Raw genomic sequence first — 25,331 nt, 5'->3', positions numbered from 1 at the left:
TCTTCGAAAAGATCTGGAGTATGTGTTCGGCTGAAGGACTACTTGAGGTTCTTCCGCAGTGCTGCGAGTCGACCCGCTGCGCTGCCGTCGATAACCTCGTCGCCCACCCGGACGACCAAGCCGCTGAGGAGTTCTGGATCAACCTCGACGTGTACTGCTACCGGCTTCCCGTAGGTGCGGGTAAGAGTGCTGGCCAAGCGATCCGACTGCTCCGAGCTCAACGCCGAGGCGCTGCGAACGTGAGCAACGGTGGTATCGCGCTGCGCTGCGGCAAGATTCGACAGCTGATCGAAAGTGTCTGCGGGTGCAGACTTCAACCGGCCGACGGCCTGTCCGGCGAGTGCCTCGGTGACCGCAGTGACCTTGCCGTAGAGCAAGCGGGAGAGGAACTCACGCTTGCGGGCTGCGGGAACCGACAGATCCGAGAGCGTCTGCTCCAGGCTGGGATCCCCTGCCACGATGCGACCGAGACGGAAGAGCTCGTCCTCAACGGTGTCCAACTGGCTCTGATCGGCTGCGGCGCGGAGCAGAGCTTCGCGTCCGAGCAGTTCGAGCGAGTTGACCAAGTCGCGGGCCGCAGACCAGTCCTGGCCTGCAGCTGCCTTCACGGTGGCGAGCGCCTCGGCGCCGACCTTTCCGGAGAACAACTGCTCTGCCAAAGCCTGGCGACCAGCGGCCGGTGCCGAAGCGTCAGCCAGCGCGCTGCGAAGAGCGCGCTGGCCGTCGAGTACCTCGACCACCGAGAAGAGCTCGGACCCAGCCTGAGCAGAAGCAGCAGTTGCGGCTCCTGCAGAGACGGCGCCCAGGGCACTGCTCAGCGCAGAACGAGTCTGCGCCAAGGCTTCACGGCTCGCTGCGTACATGTTGCTCACTTCCTGGCTGAATCAGCGCTGACGGTGTCGAGCTCGTTGAGGAAACGATCAACCGTTCCGGCGCGCTTCACGTCGTCGGCGAGAGACTCCCCGATGACCTTCTCGGCCAGGTCTACAGCGGTCTTGCCGAGATCCGAGCGGAGCTCAGCGACGATCTGCTGACGCTGGGCGACGAGCTGGCTGTGGCCTGCGGCCACGATGCGGTCGCTCTCGTCCTGCGCCTGAACCTTCATGTCAGCGATGATCTGCTGACCCTGGGTACGCGCTTCCTCACGGATCTGCGCTGCCTCGGTACGAGCTTCGGCGAGCTGCGCGCGGTACTGCTCGAGCGCGGCCGCTGCCTCTGCCTGTGCGTCTTCGGCCTTCTTGATGCCGCCCTCGATCTGCTCGGTGCGTTCGGCCAAGACCTTCTGGAACTTCGGAAGAACGAGCTTCCAGAAGACAAAACCGACTACGACGAGCGCAACCGCGGACCACACGATGTCGTATGTCTCGGGCAAGAGAGGATTGTGTGTCTCCTCTGTTGCCGCGAGCACTGCGAAGGTGGCTCCCATGTCTGTCTTAGAAAATGAAACCGGCGACAAGGCCGATCAATGCGAGGGCCTCGGTGAATGCAATACCGAGGAACATGGTGGTACGAACCTGGCCGGCCATCTCGGGCTGGCGGACCATGCCTTCGATTGCCTTGCCCACAACGATGCCCACGCCGATGCCGGGGCCGATTGCTGCGAGGCCGTAGCCGATGGCTCCGTAGCCGCGCGACTTGGTCTCGACAACTTCCTGAGCGAGGTAAGCGATGCTCATGGTGTTCCATTCCCTTTCTGTTGACCTCTGCCGGATTCGGCAAGAGGCTCAGTTCTTGGTGTAGCTGGTGAGGAGGTAAAAGGTCAGTGCTCGTCGGCGTGGAGCGCCAGTTCGATGTACACCGCGGTCAGCAACGCGAACACGTAAGCCTGCAGGAAGATGACCAGCAGCTCGAAGAACGTGAATGCGATACCGGCGATGATCGACGGAACGCCGAAGATCGCCTGGAATCCGCCGGACACGAAGAAGAAGTAGTTCGTCGCGCTGAAGAACAGCACCAGCAGGATGTGGCCGGCCAACATGTTGGCCATGAGACGAACCATCAGCGTGAACGGGCGCAGGATGAAGGTCGAGATGAACTCGATGGGCACCAACAAGAAGTGCAGGGGCAGCGGAACGCCGGGAACGACGATGCTGCTCTTGACGTACTTGAAGAAGCCGTACTTCTTGATTCCGACGTAGTTGAACACGATGTAGGCGAGCGCCGCGAGTACCAGGGGCATACCGATTCGTGCGTTCGGCGAGATGTTCAGGAAAGGAATGATGCTGGCCATGTTGCTGGCGACCACGATGAAGAAGATCGTCGTGATGACCGGCAGGAAGCGCTTGCCCTGTTCCTTGCCCAGGATCTCCTCGGCGATGTTGATACGAACGAAGTCGAGCGCAAGCTCAGCGGCGTTCTGCATCCCACGGGGAACCAATCGAGGGCTGCGCATCGCGATCACGAAGAAGGCTGCGACCAGCACCGACATCAGCAGACGAATCAGCATCAGACGGTCGAGCTCGAAGGGGCCCGCGTGAATCAACACGGAGGGCGGGAAAAAATCGTCTAGTGACGGCGCATGGAATTCATCCGCGGCCAGGGTGGTGACGCTCAGCGTTCTCTCCCGTAGTCGGTCCGCAGCCATCATTGACTGCGGTTCGATCGGACATTGACGATCTACAAGTCGACAAGTTCGACTCGCGCATTCGTCAGCAGCTGGAGAACCCTAGAGGGGCCTGGCGTCTGTCGGTGTCGGCGACTCTCGTCGACTCAGTGGTCAGAATTTCGACCACCTGCGAGCACATGGCATCGTCGGCTGAGTGTAACTCGGCCCACCATTGCTCTCGCTTGAACCGAACCTTATCAAGTCATCTACGACATTGTGTAGATGGGGTACCTGGAAGTCCGATTAGTTACCTCTTGTAGTACTACTCGTCGTCGTCGACGTTGCTGCTGGGAGTGGGATCGACGTACGGAGTTTTGGTTCCGAGAACGCCGTATGTCTCCGCACCGAGCACGACGACCAGCGACATGATGATGACCAGGACGAGAGCGGTCTTGTTGTAGAAATCCATGTCCGAGAGGACAAAGAGAACAACCATCGCGAGAATCATCTTCAGCAGCCACGTGCCGAGAAGAACTGCACCGGCCGTGAGCGCAGGCAACTTCGCTGTGAGCAGCACGCCCAGCGCCGTGAACAGGATGAACCCGCCGCCGACGGCTGCGCCGATCAAAGCGCCGTAGACGCCTTCCTTGCCGGCGAAGAGCCCGCCCAGGAGCGCGCCGACCACGGCCAGCGCGATCAGCCCCATCACACCCCACTTCACGGCCGACTTCATGGCGGCGGTCGAATCAGGGATGGGTTGCGAGGCAGGTACAGGCTGCGGCGTGTTCGTCACGATGCCCAAGGGTAATGGATCGGGAAACTTGGCTAGCGACGCTGTTGCTTGCGATCGATCAGGGACGGCACCGCGGTGAAGAACAAGGCGATGACCAACCCGGCCGCAACCAGAACGACAACCAGCTGTCGATTGAGCAGCGAGGATCCGACGGCACCGAAAGCCAGAACGCTGACCCACAGGTAGATGACCAGCACAACCCGTCGGTGCGTGTGTCCGATTTGCAGGAGGCGATGATGCAGGTGCATCTTGTCCGGACTGAACGGACTGACGCCCGCTTTCGTCCGGCGGATCACGGCCAGGAGCATGTCCAGCATGGGGATGAACATCACAGCTCCGACCAGCAACAACGGCGCGAGAAGGCCGACGAGGTCGCGGGTTCCGTAGGCAGCGAGCGGAATACGACCGGACGCGCTGGTCGAGATCGCAGCCAGCATCAGACCGATCAACATCGACCCGGAATCGCCCATGAAAATGCGCGCTGGATTGAAGTTGTGCGGAAGAAAACCGAGACAAGCGCCTGCCAAGGCCGCCGCGATCATCGCCGGCGGGTAGACACTCGCGTCGCCGCCCTGATCGTGGAGCAGACCGATCGAGAAGATGAGGATCGCCAAGGCCGCGATGAGGCCCAAACCGGCGGCCAATCCGTCGAGACCGTCGACGAAGTTCATCGCGTTGATGGTCGCCACGGCGATAGCCACCGTGAACAGTCCCGATTGAATCTGATCGAGGATGATCGTGGACCCACCGCCACCACCGAAAGGGTTGTAGATGATGAACCAACTGACGCCCATCACCACAAGAACTCCGGCAGCAGTCACCTGACCCACGAACTTGGTGAGAGCGTCGAGACCCCACCTGTCGTCGATCACGCCCACGAGGACGATGACGGCGCCCGCTACGAGCGCAGCGTGTACATCTGGACTACCGAAGCCGAAACCTCTTGTGAGCGCCGGTAATTGCTGCGCGAACAGCAGACCGACAACCATGCCGATATACATTCCGACGCCACCGAGGCGCGGAATCGGCTCGACGTGAACGTCCCGATCACGCGGTATGGCGACGGCGCCGAACCGCAGCGCCAACAACCGGACTGCGCCAGTCGCCAGGTATGTCACTACCGCCGCCGTACACAGCACGAGCAACAGTTCACGGATGGGAACACCCGCTCCCCCGCCGCCCTGTGCCAGATACGTGGTCGCCTCGTAGGAAGTGATCACTGCGCGAGATCACCCGTCTGGCGGGGATAGGCAGGCTTTGCCCGTACCAGTTCGCGAACGCCGTCGGCAACTGATGCCAACTCGGCCTCCCCTGACGTGGTGGCTGGATCCGCTACGACTGCACGCGCGATCAACTCCCCCACGACGCTCATGTCGGACGTGTTGAATCCCTGGGTCGTCACGGCCGCGGATCCGACGCGGATTCCGGACGTGACGGCCGGCGACTGCGGATCGAACGGAATCGCGTTCTTGTTGAGCGTGATCGAAGCCAGTCCGCACCTACGCTCGGCGTCGACTCCGGTGACACCGCTTGCGCGCAGGTCGAGAAGCGCCAGATGCGTGTCGGTTCCACCGGACACGGTGCGCAGGCCGCGAGCTTCCAACGACTGCGCGAGCGCCGACGCATTGGCAACCACTTCCTGTGCATACCAACGATATTCCGGCGTCGACGCTTCTTTGAAGGCAACCGCCTTCGCAGCGATCGCATGCATCATCGGGCCGCCTTGAATGAAGGGGAACACCGCGCGATCGACAGCCGAGGCATGCTCGCTGCGGCACAAGATCATTCCGCCGCGCGGGCCTCTGAGGACCTTGTGCGTCGTCGCGGAGACCACGTCGGCATACGGAACACACGACGGTATCGCCCGGCCTGCCACGAGTCCGATGAAGTGGGCGGCATCGACCCACAGGATCGCACCCACCTCGTCCGCGATCGACCGGAAGGCTGCGAAGTCGATGGTTCGGGAGTACGCGGTCGCGCCGGCGATGATGATTTTCGGTTTGTGCGCCAGAGCCAGGGTGCGAACCTCGTCGTAGTCGATCAATTCGGTGGCCGAATCGACGTGATAGGGAACGGTGGTGAACCACTGCCCCGAAAAGCTGACCCGAGACCCGTGAGTCAGATGCCCACCGTGCGGCAGACTCATCGCCAATACGGTGTCGCCGGGCTTGGCGAATGCGGCGTACACCGCGAGATTCGCGGTGGCCCCCGAATGCGGCTGGACGTTGACGTGCTCGGCGCCGAACAGTGCCTTTGCCCGGTCGATCGCCAGATTCTCGGCTACGTCGACGTACTCGCACCCGCCGTAGTAACGCCGACCCGGATAGCCCTCGGCGTACTTGTTGCTCAGGGTCGAACCCAAGGCAGCCAGTACCGAGGGGCTGGTGAAGTTCTCGCTCGCGATGAGTTGAAGCCCGCCGCGCTGACGCTCGAGTTCGGCCAGCGCAACAGCCGCGATCTCGGGGTCTGCCGTGGCAAGCTCACCGAAATCCGGTCCCCAATACGTGGATTCCCCCGCGCGCTCGCCGCCGGCGCCGACCATCGTTACGAAACTCCCTCTACGAGGCTTTCCGGACTGGTGCCCAATACCTCGGCGATGGATTCTGCCGAGACGGCACCCACTCGCAAGATACGCGGTGAATTGCCGGTCAGGTCGACGATCGTGGAAGCAACGGCGTGTTCGGCCTTGCCTCCGTCGAGGTACACGCTGGCAGATCCGCCGAGCTGATCTCGGGCTTCCTCGACGGTAGTTGCCGGCGGACGCCCCGAAATGTTGGCGCTCGAGACGGCAAGCGGTCCGACATCGCGCAACAGTTCGAGAGCAACCGGGTGCAAGGGCATGCGGAGCATGACGGTTCCGCGGGTATCACCGAGGTCCCAGGCAAGTGAAGGCGCCTGCTCGACGACCAAGCTCAGTCCGCCGGGCCAGAACGCGCGGATCAGATCCCGGGCCTGGGGGCGCACGCTGTAGACGAGCCCGTCGATGGTGTTCCACGATCCGACCAGTACCGGGACGGGCATGTCTCGCCCGCGTCCCTTGGCGCGCAACAGACTCGTGACAGCTTCGCTGTCGAACGCGTCCGCGGCGAGTCCGTAAAGGGTGTCGGTAGGGAGAACTACGAGTCGGCCGGCCTTGAGCGCGTTCTTCGCGGCGGCCAAGCCTGCGGTTCGGGAATCTGTCTGACTGCAGTCGTACACGGTGCTCACTCAGCCATCCTTTCACTCTGCACTTCGGGCGTTCGATTCCGCTGCGCTTCGACGTCGGTGGCGACACGTCTGGCGACGACGAAACGCGGACGACCGGCAAGATCGGGATGCTGTGCAACGTCGCCGAACACCCGGCGCGCCGAGAACAGCGCAGCGACGCCGTCGCCGTTGGTGTCGTCGTGCTCGATGCCTGCCGCGCCGCCGATTCGAAGCCACCGCGCGATGTTGCTGATCATGGGTTTGATGACGGACAGACCGTCGGCGCCACCGAACAACGCGGTGTGCGGGTCGTAATCCATGACCTCAGGCTGCAATTGCGCGCCTTCGGGGATGTACGGCGGATTGGACACGACCAGATCGACGCCGCCCTCGAGCCCTGGCAACAGGTTCCGATCGGTGACATCACCCTGATGCAGATGGATCGGTGTATCACCGGCCGCCTCGCGGTCGGCAGCGTTACGACGCGCCCATGCCAACGCGGCGGGCTCTTTCTCCACGGCGTGAACGACGGCGTCTGGACGGGCCTCGGCGATGGACAGCGCGAGTACACCCGATCCCGTGCACAGGTCCAGAACTACCGGCGGCTTGCTTCCGCAACCTTCGAGGAACGAGAGCGCCCAACCCATGAGCAATTCGGTTTCGGGCCGCGGAATGAAGACACCCGGACCGACAGCGACGTCGATGTTGCCCATCGATGCGACTCCGATGATGTGCTGCAACGGAATCCGCTTCACGCGTTGCGCAACCAACTCGTCGAACGCGGCGATGACCTCGGGATCGACCAACGGAATCAGACCGAGACGCGTGCGTTCGACGCCGAGCAGGTGGGATGCCAACAACTCGGCGTCGGTGCGTGGGCTGGGCACACCTGCAGCGTCGAGCTGTTTTGCAGCTTCGATCAGCGCCAAACGAAGTGGAAGTCGACTCACGGGTACAGCCTGCCACGCTCGACCGACACGCGGTTCACCGAGTTCCCGGCGGGACGGAGGTCAGTCATGGTCTGCATCTACTCGGCCGCGAGACGCGCCTCTCGGTCCGCCTTGCCCAATGCGTCGAGAAGTGCGTCGAGCTCACCGTCGAGCACCGCGTCGAGGTTGTGCGACTTGAATCCGATGCGGTGATCGGTGATGCGGTTCTCGGGGAAGTTGTAGGTGCGGATGCGCTCCGAACGGTCCACCGTCCGAACCTGACTCTGGCGACCTGCCGACGCTTCTGCGTCCGCGGCTTCCTCGGCGACTACCTGCAAACGGGCTGCAAGCACCTGCATGGCACGCGCCTTGTTCTGGAGCTGCGAGCGCTCGTTCTGGCAGGTGACGACGATGCCGGTCGGAAGGTGCGTGATTCGAACCGCGGAGTCGGTGGTGTTGACGCCCTGACCGCCCTTGCCGGACGAACGGTAGACGTCGATACGCAGGTCACTCTCGTCGATCTGGACCTGCTCGACCTCTTCGGGCTCCGGGTAGACCAGAACGCCGGCGGCCGAAGTGTGAACGCGTCCCTGGGATTCGGTGACGGGCACTCGCTGGACGCGGTGAACCCCGCCCTCGAACTTGAGCCTCGCCCACACTCCGTCCGGGGTATCTGACTTGCTCTTGATCGACAGCGTGGCTTCCTTGTATCCGCCGAGATCGGAGACCGTCGCGTCGAGGATCTCGACGCGCCAGCCGTGCCGTTCCGCGTAGCGGACGTACATGCGGGCCAGGTCCGAGGCGAAGAGCGCGGATTCTTCGCCGCCCTCACCGGACTTCACTTCGAGGACGATGTCGTCGCCGTCATGCGGATCACGCGGCGCCAACTGATCGGTCAGCGTCTGCTCGAGCTGCGCGACCTCGGCTTCGAGATCGGGGATCTCGGCGGCGAAGCTGGAATCGTCGGCGGCGAGTTCGCGCGCAGCTTCCAGATCGTCCTGCGCAGCCGTGAGCTTGTTGTACGTCGACATGATCGGCGAGAGCTCGGAGAACCGCTTACCGACGCGCCTGGCAGCGGCAGGGTCGTTGTGCAGCGCTGGATCGGACATCTGCGCTTCGAGACCGGCGTGCTCCGCCAAGATGTCGTCGATGGCCGAGGGCTGGGTTGCGCCTGCCATGGTTCGCTCCGCTCTGAGTTTCGATTCCTACGGTGCGCGCTTGAAGGTATTTCGACGCCGGGACCCGGGAAACGCGCAAACCGAGTGCAGGCACAAAAAAGCCGACGCCCGATCTGCGCATGGCAGATCGGGCGTCGGCGGAACAGCTAGGACTCGGTGGCCGGGACCTTGCTGTCTGCGCGCTTGCCGTAGCGAGCCTCGAAGCGAGCGACGCGTCCACCGGTGTCGAGAATCTTCTGCTTGCCCGTGTAGAACGGGTGGCACTGCGAGCAAACCTCGACGTTGATGCGTCCGGACTCCTTGGTGCTGTGGGTCTCGAACGTGTTACCGCAACCGCAGACGACGGTGGTCGCTACGTAGGTTGGGTGGATTCCTGCCTTCATGGTGTCCCTTTCAATGGTCGCCGGGTCGACGTCGCCAATCGACATCGTGAACCGGAACCGGACTCGGCCGTTCAGTATGCCAGATGCGGTACCTCACCAGATAATCCGCGTCTCGCACGCCTCGGGGTGGCTGTACGAAGTTGTCAACGCACTGCCCCTCGGTTTTGTTCCGCCCACGCAAAAGGCCCACAACCAGCTGGTTGTGGACCTTTTGACGTCGAGTCGATCAGTCGTCGATCGCACCCGGTGCGGTCTTGGAGACCTGCATCAGGAACTCGAGGTTGTTCTTGCTCTTCTTCAGTCGATCGATCAGCAGATCGATGGCCTGATGCGAGTCCAGACCGGACAGGACGCGGCGGAGCTTGTGCAGCACCGCAGCTTCGTCCGGGCTCAGGAGCAGCTCGTCCTTACGCGTGCTGGACGGGTTGACGTCCACGGCCGGGAACACGCGGCGTTCGGCGATCTTGCGATCGAGCTTGAGCTCGGCGTTGCCGGTGCCCTTGAACTCTTCGAAGATCACGGTGTCGCCGGTGGATCCGGTCTCGACCATCGCGGTGGCGATGATGGTGAGCGATCCGCCGTTCTCGATGTTGCGGGCAGCGCCGAGGAAACGCTTCGGCGGGTAGAGCGCCGTCGAGTCGACACCACCGGAGAGGATGCGTCCGGACGCAGGCGAGGAGTTGTTGTACGCACGACCCAGACGCGTGATGGAGTCGAGCAGTACGACGACGTCCTTACCCATCTCGACCAGGCGCTTCGCACGCTCGATTGCCAGCTCGGCAACTGCGGTGTGATCTCCCGGCGGGCGGTCGAAGGTGGAGGAAATGACCTCACCCTTCACGCTGCGCTGCATGTCGGTCACTTCCTCGGGACGCTCGTCCACGAGGATGACCATCAGGTAGCACTCAGGATTGTTGGTGGCGACGGCATTCGCGATCGCCTGCAACACGCTGGTCTTACCGGCCTTGGGCGGGCTCACGATGAGGGCGCGCTGGCCCTTACCGATGGGCATCACCAGGTCGATGACACGCGTGGTGAGAATGTGCTGCTCGGTCTCGAGGCGCAGTCGCTGGTTCGGGTACAGCGGCGTGAGCTTGTTGAACTCGGGGCGCTTCTTCGCGGCCTCGACGTCGCCGCCGTTGACCGTGTCGATGCGGACCAGCGGGTTGAACTTCTGACGCTGGCTGCCCTGCTCACCGTCACGCGAGACGCGGACGGCACCGGTGATGGCGTCACCACGGCGAAGGCCGTTCTTGCGGATCAGGTTCATGGAGACGTAGACGTCGTTGGGACCGGCGAGGTACCCGGATGTACGCACGAAGGCGTAATTGTCGAGCACGTCGAGGATGCCGGCGACCGGCTGAAGGACGTCGTCCTCGCGGATTTCGGTCTCACGCGAATCGTTGGGTGCGCCACCCTCACCGCGGTCGCGACCACGGCCACGGCGCTCGCGGAAACGGCGTCCGCGGCGTCCGCGTCCACCCTCTTCGTCGTCGTCCGGTCCGTTGTTGCGGTTGTCCGTACGCGGACCGGCGTTGTTCTGGCCGGCGTTGTTCTGATTGCCGCGATCCTGACGGTCCTGGCGATCCTGGCGATCCTGGTTGCCCCGGTTGCCCTGGTTCTCGCGCTGGCCCTGGTTGTCTCGCTGGCCCTGATTGTCCCGGTTGCGCTCGCGGCGGGGACGCTCGTTGCCCTGCTCGGCGGGAGCCTGATCAGCGTCGGACTTGCCCTCGGTGCGCGCAGGACGCTCGGCCGGAGCCTCAGCCTTGGCGGTCTCGGCGACCTTCGAGGTATCGGCGGCCTTCGAGGTGTCCGCATCGGACTTTGCCGAAGGAGTGTCCTGCTCGATGCTCAGTTCACCCTGGTCGGGTGAACCTGCACGACGAGCGGCGCCGCGACGCTGACGTCCACGACGGGGTGCGCTCTGATCGGAATCCTCGGCGGATTCGGTACGCGCAGGCGCTGCCTCGGCAGGAGCGGATTCTGCCGCGGGAGCCGTTTCGGCTGCGGGGGTTTCGGTGCGTGCGGCGCGGGTGCTCTTGGCACGAGTGCGCGCAACGGGTGCGTCGTCGAGAGTGAGTTCGCTCTGTGCGGGTGCAGCCTTTGCGCTGCCGCCCTGGCGCTCCTTGATGGCTGCGATCAGGTCGCCCTTGCGCATGCCGGAAGTGCCTTTGATGCCCAGTTCACCCGCAAGAGTGCGGAGTTCGGTGAGCACCATGCCGGAGAGTCCGGCACCACGGCGCGTCTCGGCACGCTTCGTGGAGGTCGCCACCGCACCGTTCGATGCTGAAGATGACGCCTGAGAATTGTCGCCTGATTCCGACCCGGCGGGTGCAGAAGTGGCGATGAGGTCCGTATCGGTCACGGAGGTCCTTTCCTTCCCTCACTCGCACTGCGCAAAGTCGAGGGTTCGTCCCGCAGTTCGATTGAATACCGAACTCGGTGGTGCCGTACGTGGTTGCTGTCCAGAACTGCCGGCTTGTCCGCCGTCACATGATTGTCGGAAACTCTCGCCTCAAACTTTTCATGCGCTCGCAAACCTGCCCAACGCGCCTTCGTCGACGATTCACTCCCCCGTGTGTTGAACCCCAGAGATATGGAACCTCTGAGTGTTCGATCCGCGGAGGATTCAAACCTTCGGAGAAGGTACAAGCGTGAGGATCATGCCTGCGAGAATCATGCCAAGGACTGTGGACCCCGATTGGGAAGGAGTTTTGCCCCCTGGTGATGCACCGGCGACTGACGCGCACGATGTACGGACATAGCCCAGGATAGCGTCCAAACCTGAGTCCGGCAAGAATTTGGACGACTGGGTGTGTCAGTTCACTACCGATCGGTAGTGGGCGATCACCAGGACCAAGGCAGGGATCAGACCGTCGTCGTGGATACTTCGACGCCGTCGGCGATGTCCAATTCGAGCACACGTAGTCCGTCTGCCCGCGCCGCTTCGGCGAGCTCGACGGGGAAAGGCTCTGTGCTGAGCGCCAACACGGTGGGGCCTGCTCCCGAAACAGTCGCGGCAATGCCCGCCTCGCGCAGGATCCCGATCCATCGCGTCGTGAGCGGCAGTGCGGGTGCGCGCTGCGCCTGATGCAGGCGATCCTCGGTGGCTGCCATCAACAGATCGGGCCGAGCAGTGAGCGCAACGACAGCCAGCGCGCTGCGGCTCGCGTTGAACGAGGCATCCTGGTGCGGAACCAATTCGGGCAGGAGGCCACGAGTGTGTGCGGTGGACGACCGCTCCTCGGGAACCAGTGCCACAGCACGGATGTCGGGATGGACATCGAGTTTCGCCGCGGAGTAGATCGGCTCGTCGCCTTCGACGGCCGGTGGGCAACTCCACGAGACGACTGCGCCACCGAGAACACTGGCAGACGCATTGTCCGGGTGACCTTCGAACTCGGACGAGAGTTGAACCAACTGCTCTTCCGTCAAGCCGATCTCGGCATCGAGTGCGCGCGCCAGACCGTTGGCTGCTGCCAGTCCGCCGACAGCCGCAGAAGCCGAGGATCCCAACCCGCGCGAGTGCGGGATCGCGTTGCGGCACAACACGTCCAGGCCACTGGCCCACACCCCGGCCGCTTCGAGACCGCGCTCGATAGCGCGAACCACGAGATGCGAAGGACCCCAAGGTACGTCGGCAGCGCCTTCACCTTCGACGCGAATCTGAAGGCCCGAATCCGTTGTGGTGACCACGATTTCGTCGTACAACCCCAACGCCAGACCGAGGGTGTCGAACCCCGGCCCCAAGTTTGCACTCGAGGCCGGGACGCGAGCAGTCACCGAAAGGCCGATAGGCAGGGTTATAGTCATGTCAGACACCGGATTCCGCGGAGTGGTCGATGAATCCACGGACACTATGCAAGCTCGAGGGCAGCCGCGACGGCAACGGGATCGACACCGATCGGCTCGACGTTCGGCATACCCTTCAAAGCCGTGTCAGGATCCTTGAGACCGTTACCGGTCACCGTGCACACGACGGTCAGGCCCCGCTCGAGCCAGCCCTCTGCACGTGCGGCGAGCAGGCCGGCGACACTGGCTGCCGACGCCGGTTCGACGAAGACGCCCTCGGTGGCGGCGATCAGACGGTAAGCCTCGAGGATCTTCTCGTCGGTGGCGGCACGGAATGCACCGTTCGACTCTTCCTTCGCGGCGACAGCGCCGTTCCAGGAAGCGGGGGAACCGATTCGGATTGCGGTAGCGATGGTTTCGGGGTCCTTGACGGGTGCGCCGTTGACCAGCGGAGCCGCACCGGCTGCCTGGACGCCGAGCATGCGGGGCTTGACCGTGGTCAGACCGTCCGCGTAGTACTCGGAGTATCCGCGCCAGTACGCGGTGATGTTTCCTGCGTTTCCGACCGGGAGAGCGTGCACGTCGGGAGCCTTGCCGAGCACGTCCATGATCTCGAATGCCGCGGTCTTCTGACCTTCGATGCGCACCGGGTTGACGGAGTTGACCAGACCGATGGTGGGGAATTCCGCCGTGGTCTTGCGTGCCAGCTCGAGGCAGTCGTCGAAGTTGCCCTGGACCTGAATGATCTTGGCGCCGTGCATGACTGCCTGCGCAAGCTTGCCCATGGCGATCTTGCCCTGCGGGATGAGCACGGCGCAGGTCATGCCTGCCTTAGCTGCATACGCAGCGGCCGAGGCGGAGGTGTTGCCGGTGGACGCGCACAGAACTGCGCGCTGGCCACGGGCCAAGGCGTCGGTGACGGCCATCGTCATGCCGCGGTCCTTGAAGGAACCGGTGGGGTTGAGACCCTCGACCTTGAGGTAGACGTCGCAGCCGGTGATCTCGGAGAGGTGGCCGGCCGGCAGGAGCGGGGTGCCACCTTCGCGCAGGGTGACGGTCTTCCAGTTGTCACCGATCGCGAGACGGTCCCGGTATGCCTCGATGAGACCCGGCCATGCCTTGTGGACGGGGTTGACGATGCCGGTCATTGTTCAGTGCCTTCCAGTCGCAGCACGCTGGTCACAGCGGTGACGAATTCGAGTTCGTTGAGGGCCGCCACGGTCTCGGAGAGAGCCGCGTCGGTTGCTACATGAGTGACGACCACCAGACGCGCGCCGGCGCCGGCGCCCTCCTGGCGGACGACGGAGATGCTCACGCCGTGCTTGGCGAACTCGGCGGCGACTGCGGACAGCACACCTTCCTTGTCCGCGACCTCCATGTTCACGTAGTAGCGCGTGAGGATGTCGCCCATCGGGGCGACCTTGAGCTTGGCGTACTTGGACTCGCGGGGGCCGCGGCCGCCGTGAACCTTGTTGCGCGCCGCCATCACCAGGTCACCCATCACCGCGGAAGCGGTGGGGGCGCCGCCAGCGCCCTGGCCGTAGAACATGAGCCGGCCGGCGTTCTCTGCTTCCACGACAACGGCGTTGAACGCGCCGTTGACCGAGGCCAGCGGATGGCTGAGCGGAACCAGCGCCGGGTACACGCGAGCAGAAATCCGCTCCTTGCCCTTGGGCGTGACGATGCGCTCGCAGATCGAGAGCAACTTGATCGTGCAGTCGAGTGCCTTCGCCGACGCCAGGTCGGCGGAGGTGATCGTGGAGATTCCTTCGCGGTACACGTCCGCGGCAGTGACGCGGGTGTGGAACGCGATCGACGCGAGGATCGCAGCCTTCGCCGCGGCGTCGTAGCCTTCGACGTCCGCGGTCGGGTCGGCTTCCGCGTATCCGAGGCGTCCGGCTTCGGCGAGGGTCTCTTCGTAGTCGGCGCCGGTCTCGTCCATCGCGGAGAGGATGAAGTTGGTGGTGCCGTTCACGATTCCGGCGACCTTGTTGACACGGTCTCCGGCCAACGACTGTGTGAGCGGGCGGATCACGGGGATCGCACCGGCAACAGCGGCCTCGAAGTACAGGTCGACAGAGTTGGCCTCTGCAGCCTCCGCCAATTCACCGGTGTGGTCCGCGAGCAGCGCCTTGTTGGCGGTCACGACCGACTTACCGGAGTTGAGGGAAGAGAGAATCAGCTTGCGAGGGAGCTCGATTCCGCCGATCACCTCGACCACGATGTCGACGTCGTCACGACCGACCAGGGACTCGGCGTCCGTCGTCTGCAGTTCCTCGGGAATTCCGCGGTCCGAGCCGATACGGCGGACGGCAACTCCCCGCAGTTCCAACGGGGCGCCGACGCGAGCTTCGAGTTCCTCGGCCTGCTCACGAATGATCCGGACGACCTCGCTCCCGACGTTGCCGAGGCCGAGAACGGCCACACCGATAGCGCGATGCGCCGATTCGCTCGTCACTGCGATACCTCCAAGCTGAGCAGATCTTCCACTGTTTCCCTCCGCAGAATCACGCGTGAGACTCCGTCACGCACCGCCACCACGGCTGGGCGGGTGAGCAGGTTGTACCTGCTCGACATCGAATAGCAGTATGCACCGGTCGCTGCTACCGCTAGTAAATCACCGGGCCCGACGTCCTCGGGCATCCAGGTGTCCCGAATGACCACGTCACCGGACTCGCAGTGCTTACCGACGATACGTGCAACGACGGGATCAGCCTCGGAAGTTCGCGAAACCAACTTGGCTTCGTACTCCGCACCGTAGAGGGACGTGCGGATGTTGTCGCTCATCCCGCCGTCGACGCTGATGTAGCGGCGTGTCAGCGAGCTACCCACCGTGACGTCCTTGATGGTGCCGACCTCGTAGAGCGTCACCGTGCCAGGTCCGGCGATGGCGCGGCCGGGTTCGACGGCAAGCGTCGGCTCCGGCAATCCGGCCAGTACGGACTCGTTGCGCACGATGTGGCCGAGCTTTGCTGCCAGTTCGTCGACGGGCGGCGGGTCGTCGGAGGGGATGTACGAGATCCCCATGCCGCCGCCGAGGTCGATGATCGAAATCTGCTTGGTCTTCTCGACTCCGAACTCGGTGACGACGTCGCGGAGCAAACCGATCACGCGGTGCGCTGCCACCTCGAAACCGTCGACGTCGAAGATCTGCGAACCGATGTGGCTGTGCAGGCCGACCAGTCGCAAGTTGTCGGCAGCGAAGACGCGACGGACCGCGTCGATCGCCGCTCCCCCGGCCAGCGAGAAACCGAACTTCTGGTCCTCGTGTGCGGTGGAGATGAATTCGTGGGTATGCGCTTCGACGCCGACGGTCAGTCGGATCAACACGTCCTGTACGACACCGGCCTCACCGGCGACACGATCGAGTCGGTCGATCTCGATCGCCGAGTCGAGCACGACATGCCCGACGCCCGCGGCGACACCAGCGGCCAGTTCGGCGACTGACTTGTTGTTGCCGTGCATGGCAATTCGCTCGGCCGGGAAGTCCGCGTGCAACGCGATCGCCAGTTCGCCGCCGGAGCAGACGTCGAGCGAGAGGCCTTCGTCGGCGACCCAGCGTGCGATCTCGCCACAGAGGAATGCCTTGGATGCGTAGTGCACCTTGGCATCCGGGCCGAAGGCGCGGGCCATGTCGCGGCAACGCGAGCGGAAGTCGTCCTCGTCGATGACGAACAGCGGGGTGCCGTACTTCTCGGCAAGTTCACCGACCTTGACACCCGCGAGGGTCACTTCACCGTCGTCGCCGCGAGAAGCGTTGCGCGGCCACACCTGCGGTGAGAGTTCACCGAAGGCTTCGGGGCTGGCAGGACGGTCGGGCAAGCCGGGGGCCTGCAACTGCTCGGCATGCTTGGGGCCGGCGGGGTGCGCGTTCACATTTGCTCCGGTGCGGTGACGCCGAGCAGTTCGAGGCCGTTGGCCAGGACCTGTCGGGTGGCGGCGCAGAGAGCCAGACGCGCGCGGTGCACGTCGGTGGCGTCTTCGTCGCCTTGCGGAAGGATGCGGCACGCGCCGTAGAAGCGGTGGTACGCACCCGCGAGTTCTTCGAGGTAGCGGGCAATACGGTGCGGCTCACGCAGATTCGCCGCGCTCGACACGACGCGTGGGTACTCGCCGATCGTGCGGATGAGGTCACCCTCCTGCTCGACGGTGAGCAGGGCGAGGTTGCTCGCGTCGGCGGACAGACCGAGGTCCGCGGCGTTGCGAGCGATCGCCGCGAGGCGTGCATGCGCGTACTGGACGTAGTAGACGGGGTTCTCGCTGCTGGTCTTGGTCCACAGGTCGAGATCGATGTCGATGCTCGAGTCGACCGACGAGCGGATCATGACGTAACGCGAGGCGTCGACGCCGATTGCCTCGACCAGGTCGTCGAGGGTGATGACGGTGCCTGCGCGCTTGCTCATCTTGACGGCAGTGCCGTCCTTGACGAGGTTGACCATCTGGCCGATCAGCACCTCGACGGTGTCCGGATCGTCGCCGAATGCGGCCGCGGCAGCCTTGAGACGGCCGATGTATCCGTGATGGTCGGCACCGAGCATGTAGATGCAGAGGTCGAACCCGCGGGCGCGCTTGTTCTGGAAGTAGGCGATGTCACCGGCGATGTAGGCGGCGTTGCCGTCGCTCTTGATGACGACGCGGTCCTTGTCGTCGCCGTAGTCGGTGCTCTTGAGCCACCACGCACCGTCTTCGTGGAAGAGGTTGCCCGAACCCTTGAGGGATTCGACGGCCTTCTCGACCGCACCGGATTCGAAGAGCGAGTTCTCGTGGAAGTAGACGTCGAAGTCGACGCCGAAGTCGTGGAGGGTCTGCTTGATGTGCGTGAACATCAATTCGACGCCGATGGCGCGGAAGGTTTCCTGCTGCTCGTCGGCGGGCAGCTCCATGACGTCGGGACGCTGCTTCAGAACCGAGGCGGCGATGTCGGCGATGTATGCACCGGCGTAACCGTCTTCCGGAGCAGGTTCACCCTTCGCTGCAGCGATCAGTGAACGCGAGAAGCGGTCGATCTGGGCACCGTGATCGTTGAAGTAGTACTCACGTGTGACCAATCCACCCTGCGCGGACAGAATGCGTCCGAGCGCGTCTCCGACTGCAGCCCAACGGGTTCCACCGAGGTGAATCGGTCCGGTGGGGTTGGCCGAGACGAACTCGAGGTTGATCTTCTTGCCGGCGAGGGAGTCACCCGAGCCGTACGACGCACCGGCTTCGAGAACCGACACGACGATCGCGCCCTGGGCGTCCTTGTCCAACCGAATGTTGAGGAAGCCGGGTCCGGCGATCTCGGCGGATTCGATTCCGTCGGCAGCGGTGAGGGCTTCGGCGATCCAGCCCGCCAGCTCGCGGGGATTGGTGCCGACCTTCTTGGCTACCTGCATGGCAATGTTGGTGGCGTAATCGCCGTGCTCGGGGTTGCGTGGTCGCTCGACGGTAAGGGTTTCGGGCAGCACGGATACGTCGAGGCCACGATCGGCAAGGACGCTCGCTGCGGTTCCGCGGAGCAGTTCGGCAAGGTCAGCTGGAGTCACAGGTATTCATCCTATTGCCTGCACACCGGAAGTGGAGACTCGCCTCACGCCTCGCTCTCCGTGAACGTGCGCGGGGCCGCTGTGGCGTGTCGCACGCCACTCTCAAAGTTTGCCCTCAGACTCGGAAAGTACAGTGGTAATGCCCGAGCTACCACCGCGTACCTTCATGCGCGGGCGCGCCACACCTCAAGCCCACACACCGAAAGAGCCCAATCGATGCCAAGCGGTTCCGATAGTCGCGGTCCCAACAAGAACTCCGGGGCCAAATCAGCCAAGGCCATCAAGGCCGCCAACAAGAACAGTCGGCCGGCCAAGAAGGGCAAGGGCGGCGTCCCCGCTCCCCGCCAGATCCCCTGGCTGTCGATCGGCGCCGGTGTGGCTGTGCTCGCACTCATCGCCGTGCTCGGTATCAATCTGTGGCCCAAGGTCGAGGAGCGGCAGGCCCTCGAGCCGTACAAGTACAGCTCCGAGAACAAGGATCCGTCCGACAAGATCGACGGCGTCCTCAAGATCGAGTACCCGGCCGGCCAGCACGTCGATTCCACTCAGCGCGTGGCGTACGACCAGACCCCGCCGTTCGGTGGCCCGCACGACGCCACCTGGGCGAACTGCACCGGAACCGTGTACGCCGACCCGATTCGCACCGAGAACGCCGTCCACTCGCTCGAGCACGGCGCCATCTGGATCACGTACAACCCCGATCTCGTCGACCAGGACCAGATCGACAGCCTCGCCGGACGCGTCAACGGCAAGTCCTACATGCTGATGTCGCCGTTCCCCGGCCAGAGCAGCCCCATTTCTCTGCAGTCGTGGGGCCATCGCCTCGAGATCGACAAGGCCGACGACGATCGCATCGATCAGTTCATCACCGCGTTGAACCAGAACCCGAACGTCTACCCCGAGGTCGGAGCGAGCTGCACCAACCCGCTGTTCACCCCGTCGACGTCGCCGTTCGATCCGACGCCTCCGGGCGCCGACGCCATCCAGATGGACGGCACGGGCGCTACCCCGGCCACCGACGAGCAGATTCCCGCCGGTGGATAGTCCGGTGAATAGTTCAGAGACCACCGATCAGCCTTCGAAGCCGAGTCAGCGCACCGCACTGCTGATCATCGGTCTGATCGGCGCGATCGCCGTCGGTTTTGCCCTCGGCGCACTGACCAACCTCCTCGGACCCGATGCGAAGTCGTCACTGACCGTTCCGGCATCGGATTCGGTGGACGTGGGCTTCGCGCAGGACATGAGCGTGCACCACAGCCAGGCCGTGGACATGGCGTCCATCGCCCTGACGAAGTCAACGGACAACGATGTGCGCACGCTGGCGTTCGACATCTTGACCACGCAGCAGAACCAGCTCGGTCAGATGCAGGCGTGGCTGACCATGTGGGATCAGCCGCTGTCCAAGGTGGGTCCGTACATGGAGTGGATGTCGTCGGATTCGGGCTCCGGCCACGGATCGCACGGGACTTCGGCCACGATGGACATGAGTCATTCCGGGCCGGTCGACACCATGCCCGGCATGGCGTCCCCCGAGGACCTTGCGGCTCTCCGCGCGGCGGAAGGCCTGCAACTCGACACCTTGTTCCTGCAGTTGATGCTTCGTCACCACGAAGGTGGGCTTCCGATGATGGAGTACGCAGCTGCCGACGCCACCGAGGGTCCGGTGCGCAGCCTGGCGCAGACCATGGTCAACACGCAGCAGAGCGAGTCCAAGCTGATGACCGACATGTTGGCAGCTCGCGGCGCAGTGCCGCTGCCCATGAACTGAACTGCACTGCACTGCACTGCACTGAGCTGAACCGAGAATGTTCAGACCCAACTGGGCCTGGTCCTGAATTTCAGGACCAGGTCCAGTTTTCTACCTCCGGCATGTCTTCGAGGTGCTCGACGATGTAACGCGAGTGCTTTTCGAGCTGTGTCCGGCAGAACTCCGCCAACTCGGACGCCCCGGCCGGCCGACGCTTGGAGCGTCGTAGCGCCTCGATCACCAGGTGGTAGCGGCTCATCTTGTTGAGGACAACCATGTCGAACGGTGTTGTGGTTGTTCCCTGTTCACTGAATCCGCGAACGTGGAAGCGTTCGGGACTCGGACGCCCGTGAATCAGTTCGTGCACCGCACGCGAGTACCCGTGGAATGCGAACACTACGTCGGTCTGCGCGGTGAACAGGTCGAGGAAGACCCGCTCCCCAAATCCGTGGGGATGTTCGGTTGGCGTCAGCAGGGCCATCAGATCGACGACGTTGACGACGCGGGTGATCAGTTCGGGCGTGTGATCGCGCAGCAACTGTGCAGCAGCCAGGATCTCCTGCGTCGGCACATCTCCCGCAGCGGCCAGGACCACGTCCGGTTCCTGTCCGCGAGCCTCGGTTCCGGCCCATTCCCAGACCGAAGCGCCCGCCGCACAGTGCTCGTGCGCTTGCTCGAGCGTGAGGTACTGCAGATGCGGTTGCTTGTCCACGACTATCAAGTTGACGTGGTCGGTACTACGCAGGCAGTGATCCGAGATCGAGAGCAAGGTGTTGGAATCCGGCGGCAGCCACACGCGGATCACACTGGGTGCCAAGGGAATAACGGCGTCGATCATGCCGGGGCCCTGATGACTGAATCCGTTGTGATCGTTGCGCCAGCATGTACTGGTCAGCAGCACGTTGAGCGAAGCGACGGACGCCCGCCACGGCAGGTCGACGGCATGTTGGAGCCACTTGGCGTGCTGGATGAGCATCGAGACACTCACCATCGCAAACGCTTCGTAGCTCGCGAACATCCCGTGTCGACCGGACAACAGATAGCCCTCGAGCCAACCCTCGCAGAGGTGCTCGCTGAGGACCTCCATGACACGACCGTCCGAGGACAGCCCGTCGTCGTAGTCGGTGATCGGCAGTTGCCAGCAGCGGTCGGTTGTCTCGAACACGGCGCCGAGGCGATTGCTCGACGTCTCGTCCGGACAGAAGAGTCGGAAGATCCCGCCGCTGTCCTCGGTTTCCGTGGCGGCGTAGATGTCGCGCAGAAGCTCGCCGAGAACTCGTGTCGTCTCGTGGAAGGTCGAACCCGGGGATTGGATGGGAAGCGCGTACTTTTCGAGCGGCGGCATCGGGAGATCGACGCGAAGTCGCCCACCGTTCGCGTAGGGAGTGCTCCCCATGCGTTTGTCCCCCGCCGGCGAGAGCGCCGCCAGTTCCGCGGCCAGTGATCCGTTGGCGTCGAACAACTCGTCCGGACGGTACGACCGCATCCACTCTTCGAGTTGCCGCAGATGCGATTCGTTGGTTCGCACGCCGGACAACGGCACCTGGTGCGCACGATGTGTGCCCTCGACCAAGATTCCGTCGACGGTGTGCGGACCGGTCCATCCTTTCGGCGTCCGCAAGACTATTGCCGGCCACGAACCCGTCCACTCGTCGCCGCGGCGTGCGGCACCCTGCATCTCGCGGATCTTCTCGTGTGCCTGCGAGATCGCTTGATACAACTGAGGAAACACGACGTCGGGGTCGTCACCGGAGACGACGATCGGCGCCCACCCCTGGCCGCCGAGGTAGGCCTGAATGTCCTCGTCGCTGCTGCGCCCGTACACGGTCGGGCCCGCGATCTTGGCACCGTTCACGTGCAGGATCGGCAACACCGCGCCGTCGCGTCGTGGATTCAAGAACGCCGGGAGCTTCCACGAGCCGGACAACGGCCCGGTCTCGGCTTCGCCGTCGCCGATCACACAGGCCACCACGAGGTTCGGATGATCGAAGGCAGCGCCGGCCGCATGTGCAAGGGCGTAGCCGAGCTCGCCGCCTTCGTGGATGCTTCCGGGTGTCTGCACACTCACATGGCTGGGCACTCCGCCGGGAGCCGAGAATCGCCGACACATCCGGTGGATACCCTCGGCGTCGTCCGAGACTTCCGGATAGATCTCCGAATACGTTCCCTCGAGATACGTCGACGCGACCAGCGCCGGGCCGCCGTGCCCCGGGCCCGTGACGTACAGCCAGTCGGCATCAGTGGCGACGATGTGCCGATTGAGGAGCGTGTAGATCATCGACAGGCCAGGGCTGGTCCCCCAGTGTCCGAGCAGTCGAGGCTTGATGTGCTCGGCTCGCAACGGTTCCCGCAGAAGCGTGTTGTCTTTCAGATAGATCTGCGCAACGGTCAGGTAGTTGGCCGCTGCCCACCACTTCAGGTCGAGCGCGAGCTGATCTTCGGAATAGTGGTGATCGGTCATCAACGACTCCCGTACCTCACGAGGGTGCCCGAGCAGTCCGCCCGAGCCTGTGCTCAGAGCCGAGCCTAGGCGTAAAAAGCATCCGAGTCAGTCGGTACAGATGATTCGACGACCATGGTCCCCGGCCGCATCCTCGACTGCCTCCCGCGACGACGCCATGCCGAGACGGGTGCCGGTTTGGTCTTGTCCCCCCGTGATGCGCTACGCTAACGCAGCCCAATCGGCACACCGAGTATTCGGTGCGCCCCCGTAGCTCAGGGGATAGAGCGTTCGCCTCCGGAGCGAAAGGTCGCAGGTTCGAATCCTGCCGGGGGCACCACGAAGACGCAGGTCAGCGATTGATCTTCGACTTCTCCACGGTGCCGCACCAAAATAATCAGGGCAATCTATCCGACTACTGTCGATCTCATGCCTCGCATCGATCCTGCTCCCACGTACACGATGCGTCAGCTGGCTGCGTTTGTCGCGGTAGCCGAGACCGGTACGATCAGCGGCGCGGCCGAGCGCTTGCACCTCTCCCCCTCCGCCCTGTCCGCGTCGCTCACCGAACTCGAACGCGCGCTCAAAGTTCAACTGTGCGTTCGCCGTCGCTCATTCGGCATTCAACTGACCCGCACCGGTGAATCCGTTCTGGTGCGCGCCCGGGCGCTACTTCAGCAAGCCGGGGAGCTCGAATCCGATGCGCTCGGAACCGGCGGAAACGTGTCGGGGCCCATCGCGATCGGTTGCTATCCCGCTCTGGGGCCGACGGTATTGCCGTCGATGATCGCCGGGTTCACCCGTGAGAATCCCGACGCGCAGGTGGAGTTCCGCGAGGACACTCAGAATCGGCTCCAGGCACATCTCGAGAACGGCGAGTTGGACCTCGCGATCGCTTACGACCTGGACCTGTCTCCACAATTGCGCACAGTTCCGTTGGCCATCCGCGAACCCTTGATCGTCCTGGGTGCAGAACACCCACTCGCGCGGTCCGAGCGACCGATCCATCTTCCGGACCTCGCGGAACACCCGATGGTTCTCCTCGACGCGCCGCCGAGCACCAAACACGCGCTCGACGTCTGCCGCGCAGGCGGATTCATCCCGAAGGTTGCATACAGAACCGCGAACTTCGAGACGGCGCGGGCATTTGTCGGGCGCGGACTCGGCTGGACGCTGTTACTCCAGCGCCCCAAGATGGACGTCACGTACGAGGGGCTCGAGGTAGTCGTCAAGACCATCGCTTCCCCTGTCGTGCCGTCGGTGCACGTAGTTCTCGCGTGGCACCAGAACACTCGCCTCAGCCGCGTGGCACGCGCTTTCATAGAATTCGTTTCACCCTCGGAACCTGCCCAATAGTCCCACTACCAGGCAGCGGAGCTAGTTCCACGCATTTTCCGTGCAAGAACCTCCAATTCTTTCGCTTTTCAATTGTTGTGGCGCACGTCATTGTTTCTTCAAGCCACATTCATCTCGAAAGGCACTTCATGACCTCCATCGCCTCACCGACCGCTACGCGCACCGCCGCGACGGTCAAGGCGCGCAAGGCCGCCCTCGGCAGCTTTGTCGGCACCGCCATCGAGTGGTACGACTTCTTCATCTACGGCACCGCCGCCGCGCTCGTGCTCGGCAAGCAGTTCTTCCCCGGCACGTCCGATCTGGCCGGCACCCTGGCCGCCTTCGCCACCCTCGCCGTCGGATTCGTCGCGCGTCCCATCGGCGGAATCGTGATGGGCCACTTCGGCGACCGCATCGGACGCAAATCCATGTTGGTCACCTCGTTGATGCTGATGGGCTGCGCCACCGTTGCCATCGGCCTGCTACCCAACTACGCCGCCATCGGCGTCTTCGCCCCCATACTCCTGGTGACCTTGCGATTCGTTCAGGGACTCGGTGTCGGCGGCGAGTGGGGCGGCGCAGTTCTGGTCGCAACCGAAAACGCACCGGAGGGCAAGAAGGGGCTGTACGGCAGCGCACCACAAATCGGTGTTCCCGCAGGCGTACTGGTGGCCAATCTCGTCTATCTCCCCCTCGCCGCCTTCATGGACGACGATGCATTCAACTCCTGGGGATGGCGAATCCCGTTCCTGCTCAGCGCAGTTCTTGTGGGCGTTGCGATGTGGATCCGTCTCGGCCTCGAGGAAAGTGACGAGTTCACCGCTTCGAAGTCCGAAGCACCGGCGGAGTCCATGCCGATTCTCGAGGTTCTCACCAGACACTGGAAGACAGTGCTCCTCGCCGGTGGAACCTTCATCGCCACCAACGGAATTGCGTACGCGTACATGGTTTACGTGCTCAAATACGGCGAGACCGAACTCGGCTTCAGCAAAACCACGATGCTCTTCCTCCTCATCGCATCCTGCCCGTTCTGGATGGCGGGAATGGCTTTCAGCGCTCACAAGTCGGACACTCTCGGACGCCGAACCGTCTACATCCGCAGTTCGATCACCCTGGTAGTGGCGGCAGCGGTGTTCTTTCCGCTGATCGACACGGCGATCGTCCCGGTGATGCTCGTATCGATGATCGCCCTCGGCTTCACGCTCGGCTGCTGCGCCGGCCCACAAGCGGCGCTGTTCGCCGAATTGTTCCCCGCACACATCCGCTACAGCGGAGCGTCACTCGGCTACCAGATCGGCGCAATCCTCGGCGGCGGTCTGGCCCCGATGATCGCCACCGCGCTCTACGCCGCCTTCGACACCTCGTTCGCCATCACCGTCTACTTCGTGATCATTGCCGTGATCAGCTTGGTTTCCATCCTGCTACTCCCGGAACCTCAACTGATCCCGAAAAACACTGCCGCACAGAAAGCCTCGTGA

The 25,331-nt window shown here is 63.6% G+C and carries 22 protein-coding genes and 1 tRNA gene; 5 read left to right on the top strand and 18 right to left on the bottom strand.

Features of this window, described 5'->3' with window-relative positions:
* Positions 1-38: 38 nt before the first annotated feature.
* The 17 genes from H351_RS13465 to argS form a co-directional block, all read right to left on the bottom strand.
* On the bottom strand, positions 39-863 hold the full coding sequence (locus H351_RS13465) for a F0F1 ATP synthase subunit delta (protein ID WP_003941304.1): 825 nt from the start codon (positions 861-863) through the stop codon (positions 39-41).
* Positions 864-868: 5 nt separating this feature from the next.
* A complete protein-coding gene (locus tag H351_RS13460; protein ID WP_019749173.1) occupies positions 869-1,426 on the bottom strand; it encodes a F0F1 ATP synthase subunit B in 558 nt (185 codons plus the stop codon).
* A gap of 7 nt (positions 1,427-1,433) precedes the next feature.
* Complete coding sequence (locus H351_RS13455) at positions 1,434-1,676, bottom strand: ATP synthase F0 subunit C (RefSeq protein WP_003941327.1); 243 nt, start codon at positions 1,674-1,676, stop codon at positions 1,434-1,436.
* Positions 1,677-1,759: 83 nt separating this feature from the next.
* Positions 1,760-2,587 carry a F0F1 ATP synthase subunit A gene (gene atpB / locus H351_RS13450; protein WP_019749174.1) on the bottom strand — a complete coding sequence of 276 codons (828 nt, stop codon included), beginning with the start codon at positions 2,585-2,587 and terminating at the stop codon, positions 1,760-1,762.
* A 280-nt stretch (positions 2,588-2,867) separates the two neighbouring features.
* Positions 2,868-3,338, bottom strand: coding sequence for a Cg1360 family ATP-synthase-associated protein (locus H351_RS13445; RefSeq protein WP_019749175.1), 471 nt, complete (start codon positions 3,336-3,338; stop codon positions 2,868-2,870).
* A 32-nt stretch (positions 3,339-3,370) separates the two neighbouring features.
* On the bottom strand, positions 3,371-4,558 hold the full coding sequence (locus tag H351_RS13440) for a glycosyltransferase family 4 protein (protein ID WP_029255704.1): 1,188 nt from the start codon (positions 4,556-4,558) through the stop codon (positions 3,371-3,373).
* Complete coding sequence (locus tag H351_RS13435; protein ID WP_019749177.1) at positions 4,555-5,880, bottom strand: serine hydroxymethyltransferase; 1,326 nt, start codon at positions 5,878-5,880, stop codon at positions 4,555-4,557. The genes H351_RS13440 and H351_RS13435 overlap by 4 nt, the downstream gene beginning before the upstream one ends.
* A 2-nt stretch (positions 5,881-5,882) precedes the next feature.
* Complete coding sequence (locus tag H351_RS13430) at positions 5,883-6,545, bottom strand: L-threonylcarbamoyladenylate synthase (RefSeq protein ID WP_003941345.1); 663 nt, start codon at positions 6,543-6,545, stop codon at positions 5,883-5,885.
* Positions 6,542-7,474, bottom strand: coding sequence for a peptide chain release factor N(5)-glutamine methyltransferase (gene prmC, locus H351_RS13425; protein ID WP_019749178.1), 933 nt, complete (start codon positions 7,472-7,474; stop codon positions 6,542-6,544). The genes H351_RS13430 and prmC overlap by 4 nt, the downstream gene beginning before the upstream one ends.
* Positions 7,475-7,551: 77 nt before the next feature.
* Positions 7,552-8,631 carry a peptide chain release factor 1 gene (prfA, locus tag H351_RS13420; RefSeq protein WP_003941341.1) on the bottom strand — a complete coding sequence of 360 codons (1,080 nt, stop codon included), beginning with the start codon at positions 8,629-8,631 and terminating at the stop codon, positions 7,552-7,554.
* A 146-nt stretch (positions 8,632-8,777) separates the two neighbouring features.
* Complete coding sequence (gene rpmE, locus H351_RS13415; RefSeq protein WP_003941310.1) at positions 8,778-9,014, bottom strand: 50S ribosomal protein L31; 237 nt, start codon at positions 9,012-9,014, stop codon at positions 8,778-8,780.
* A 226-nt stretch (positions 9,015-9,240) separates the two neighbouring features.
* Entirely contained in the window at positions 9,241-11,379 is a 2,139-nt protein-coding gene (gene rho / locus H351_RS13410; RefSeq protein ID WP_021344853.1) for a transcription termination factor Rho, read from the bottom strand.
* A gap of 503 nt (positions 11,380-11,882) precedes the next feature.
* Positions 11,883-12,827, bottom strand: coding sequence for a homoserine kinase (thrB, locus tag H351_RS13405; RefSeq protein WP_007726194.1), 945 nt, complete (start codon positions 12,825-12,827; stop codon positions 11,883-11,885).
* Positions 12,828-12,871: 44 nt separating this feature from the next.
* Positions 12,872-13,954 carry a threonine synthase gene (gene thrC, locus H351_RS13400; RefSeq protein WP_029255705.1) on the bottom strand — a complete coding sequence of 361 codons (1,083 nt, stop codon included), beginning with the start codon at positions 13,952-13,954 and terminating at the stop codon, positions 12,872-12,874.
* Positions 13,951-15,264, bottom strand: coding sequence for a homoserine dehydrogenase (locus H351_RS13395; protein WP_007726192.1), 1,314 nt, complete (start codon positions 15,262-15,264; stop codon positions 13,951-13,953). The genes thrC and H351_RS13395 overlap by 4 nt, the downstream gene beginning before the upstream one ends.
* Positions 15,261-16,682 carry a diaminopimelate decarboxylase gene (gene lysA, locus H351_RS13390; protein WP_029255706.1) on the bottom strand — a complete coding sequence of 474 codons (1,422 nt, stop codon included), beginning with the start codon at positions 16,680-16,682 and terminating at the stop codon, positions 15,261-15,263. The genes H351_RS13395 and lysA overlap by 4 nt, the downstream gene beginning before the upstream one ends.
* A complete protein-coding gene (gene argS, locus H351_RS13385; RefSeq protein WP_029255707.1) occupies positions 16,679-18,331 on the bottom strand; it encodes an arginine--tRNA ligase in 1,653 nt (550 codons plus the stop codon). The genes lysA and argS overlap by 4 nt, the downstream gene beginning before the upstream one ends.
* Positions 18,332-18,547: 216 nt before the next feature.
* On the opposite strand from argS, the gene H351_RS13380 reads away from it, so the two are divergent.
* Together H351_RS13380 and H351_RS13375 are read left to right on the top strand one after the other, a co-directional pair.
* Positions 18,548-19,375 (top strand): DUF3105 domain-containing protein, encoded by an 828-nt coding sequence (locus tag H351_RS13380; protein WP_021334274.1) that lies wholly within the window; start codon positions 18,548-18,550, stop codon positions 19,373-19,375.
* 4 nt (positions 19,376-19,379) lie between these two features.
* Positions 19,380-20,099, top strand: a complete 720-nt coding sequence (locus H351_RS13375; protein ID WP_029255708.1) for a DUF305 domain-containing protein — start codon at positions 19,380-19,382, stop codon at positions 20,097-20,099.
* 70 nt (positions 20,100-20,169) lie between these two features.
* Here H351_RS13375 and H351_RS13370 read toward each other — a convergent pair whose 3' ends face one another.
* Positions 20,170-22,539: a phosphoketolase family protein gene (locus tag H351_RS13370; RefSeq protein ID WP_029255709.1), complete on the bottom strand. Its 2,370-nt coding sequence runs from the start codon at positions 22,537-22,539 to the stop codon at positions 20,170-20,172.
* 243 nt (positions 22,540-22,782) lie between these two features.
* Here H351_RS13370 and H351_RS13365 point away from each other — a divergent pair.
* The 3 genes from H351_RS13365 to H351_RS13355 all read left to right on the top strand — a co-directional run bounded on the left by H351_RS13365 (position 22,783) and on the right by H351_RS13355 (position 25,331).
* Positions 22,783-22,858, top strand: a tRNA-Arg gene (locus H351_RS13365).
* Between the two features lie 89 nt (positions 22,859-22,947).
* Entirely contained in the window at positions 22,948-23,874 is a 927-nt protein-coding gene (locus H351_RS13360) for a LysR substrate-binding domain-containing protein (protein WP_029255710.1), read from the top strand.
* A gap of 128 nt (positions 23,875-24,002) precedes the next feature.
* Positions 24,003-25,331, top strand: coding sequence for an MFS transporter (locus H351_RS13355; protein ID WP_019749188.1), 1,329 nt, complete (start codon positions 24,003-24,005; stop codon positions 25,329-25,331).

It is taken from the genome of Rhodococcus erythropolis R138 (genome assembly GCF_000696675.2).
GTDB classification, from domain to species: Bacteria; Actinomycetota; Actinomycetes; order Mycobacteriales; family Mycobacteriaceae; genus Rhodococcus_F; species Rhodococcus_F erythropolis.
The sequence above is the reverse complement of the archived record's forward strand: the minus strand, read 5'-3'. Positions and strand labels throughout refer to the sequence as shown.

Excerpts from the sequence above, each read along its gene's own strand:
- H351_RS13465 (WP_003941304.1), bottom strand. The coding sequence starts at position 863 with ATGTACGCAGCGAGCCGTGAAGCCTTGGCGCAGACTCGTTCTGCGCTG.
- H351_RS13460 (WP_019749173.1), bottom strand. The coding sequence starts at position 1,426 with ATGGGAGCCACCTTCGCAGTGCTCGCGGCAACAGAGGAGACACACAAT.
- H351_RS13455 (WP_003941327.1), bottom strand. The coding sequence starts at position 1,676 with ATGAGCATCGCTTACCTCGCTCAGGAAGTTGTCGAGACCAAGTCGCGC.
- atpB (WP_019749174.1), bottom strand. The coding sequence starts at position 2,587 with ATGATGGCTGCGGACCGACTACGGGAGAGAACGCTGAGCGTCACCACC.
- H351_RS13435 (WP_019749177.1), bottom strand. The coding sequence starts at position 5,880 with ATGGTCGGCGCCGGCGGCGAGCGCGCGGGGGAATCCACGTATTGGGGA.
- prfA (WP_003941341.1), bottom strand. The coding sequence starts at position 8,631 with ATGGCAGGCGCAACCCAGCCCTCGGCCATCGACGACATCTTGGCGGAG.
- rpmE (WP_003941310.1), bottom strand. The coding sequence starts at position 9,014 with ATGAAGGCAGGAATCCACCCAACCTACGTAGCGACCACCGTCGTCTGC.
- thrB (WP_007726194.1), bottom strand. The coding sequence starts at position 12,827 with ATGACTATAACCCTGCCTATCGGCCTTTCGGTGACTGCTCGCGTCCCG.
- thrC (WP_029255705.1), bottom strand. The coding sequence starts at position 13,954 with ATGACCGGCATCGTCAACCCCGTCCACAAGGCATGGCCGGGTCTCATC.
- H351_RS13380 (WP_021334274.1), top strand. The coding sequence starts at position 18,548 with ATGCCAAGCGGTTCCGATAGTCGCGGTCCCAACAAGAACTCCGGGGCC.
- H351_RS13370 (WP_029255709.1), bottom strand. The coding sequence starts at position 22,539 with ATGACCGATCACCACTATTCCGAAGATCAGCTCGCGCTCGACCTGAAG.
- H351_RS13360 (WP_029255710.1), top strand. The coding sequence starts at position 22,948 with ATGCCTCGCATCGATCCTGCTCCCACGTACACGATGCGTCAGCTGGCT.
- H351_RS13355 (WP_019749188.1), top strand. The coding sequence starts at position 24,003 with ATGACCTCCATCGCCTCACCGACCGCTACGCGCACCGCCGCGACGGTC.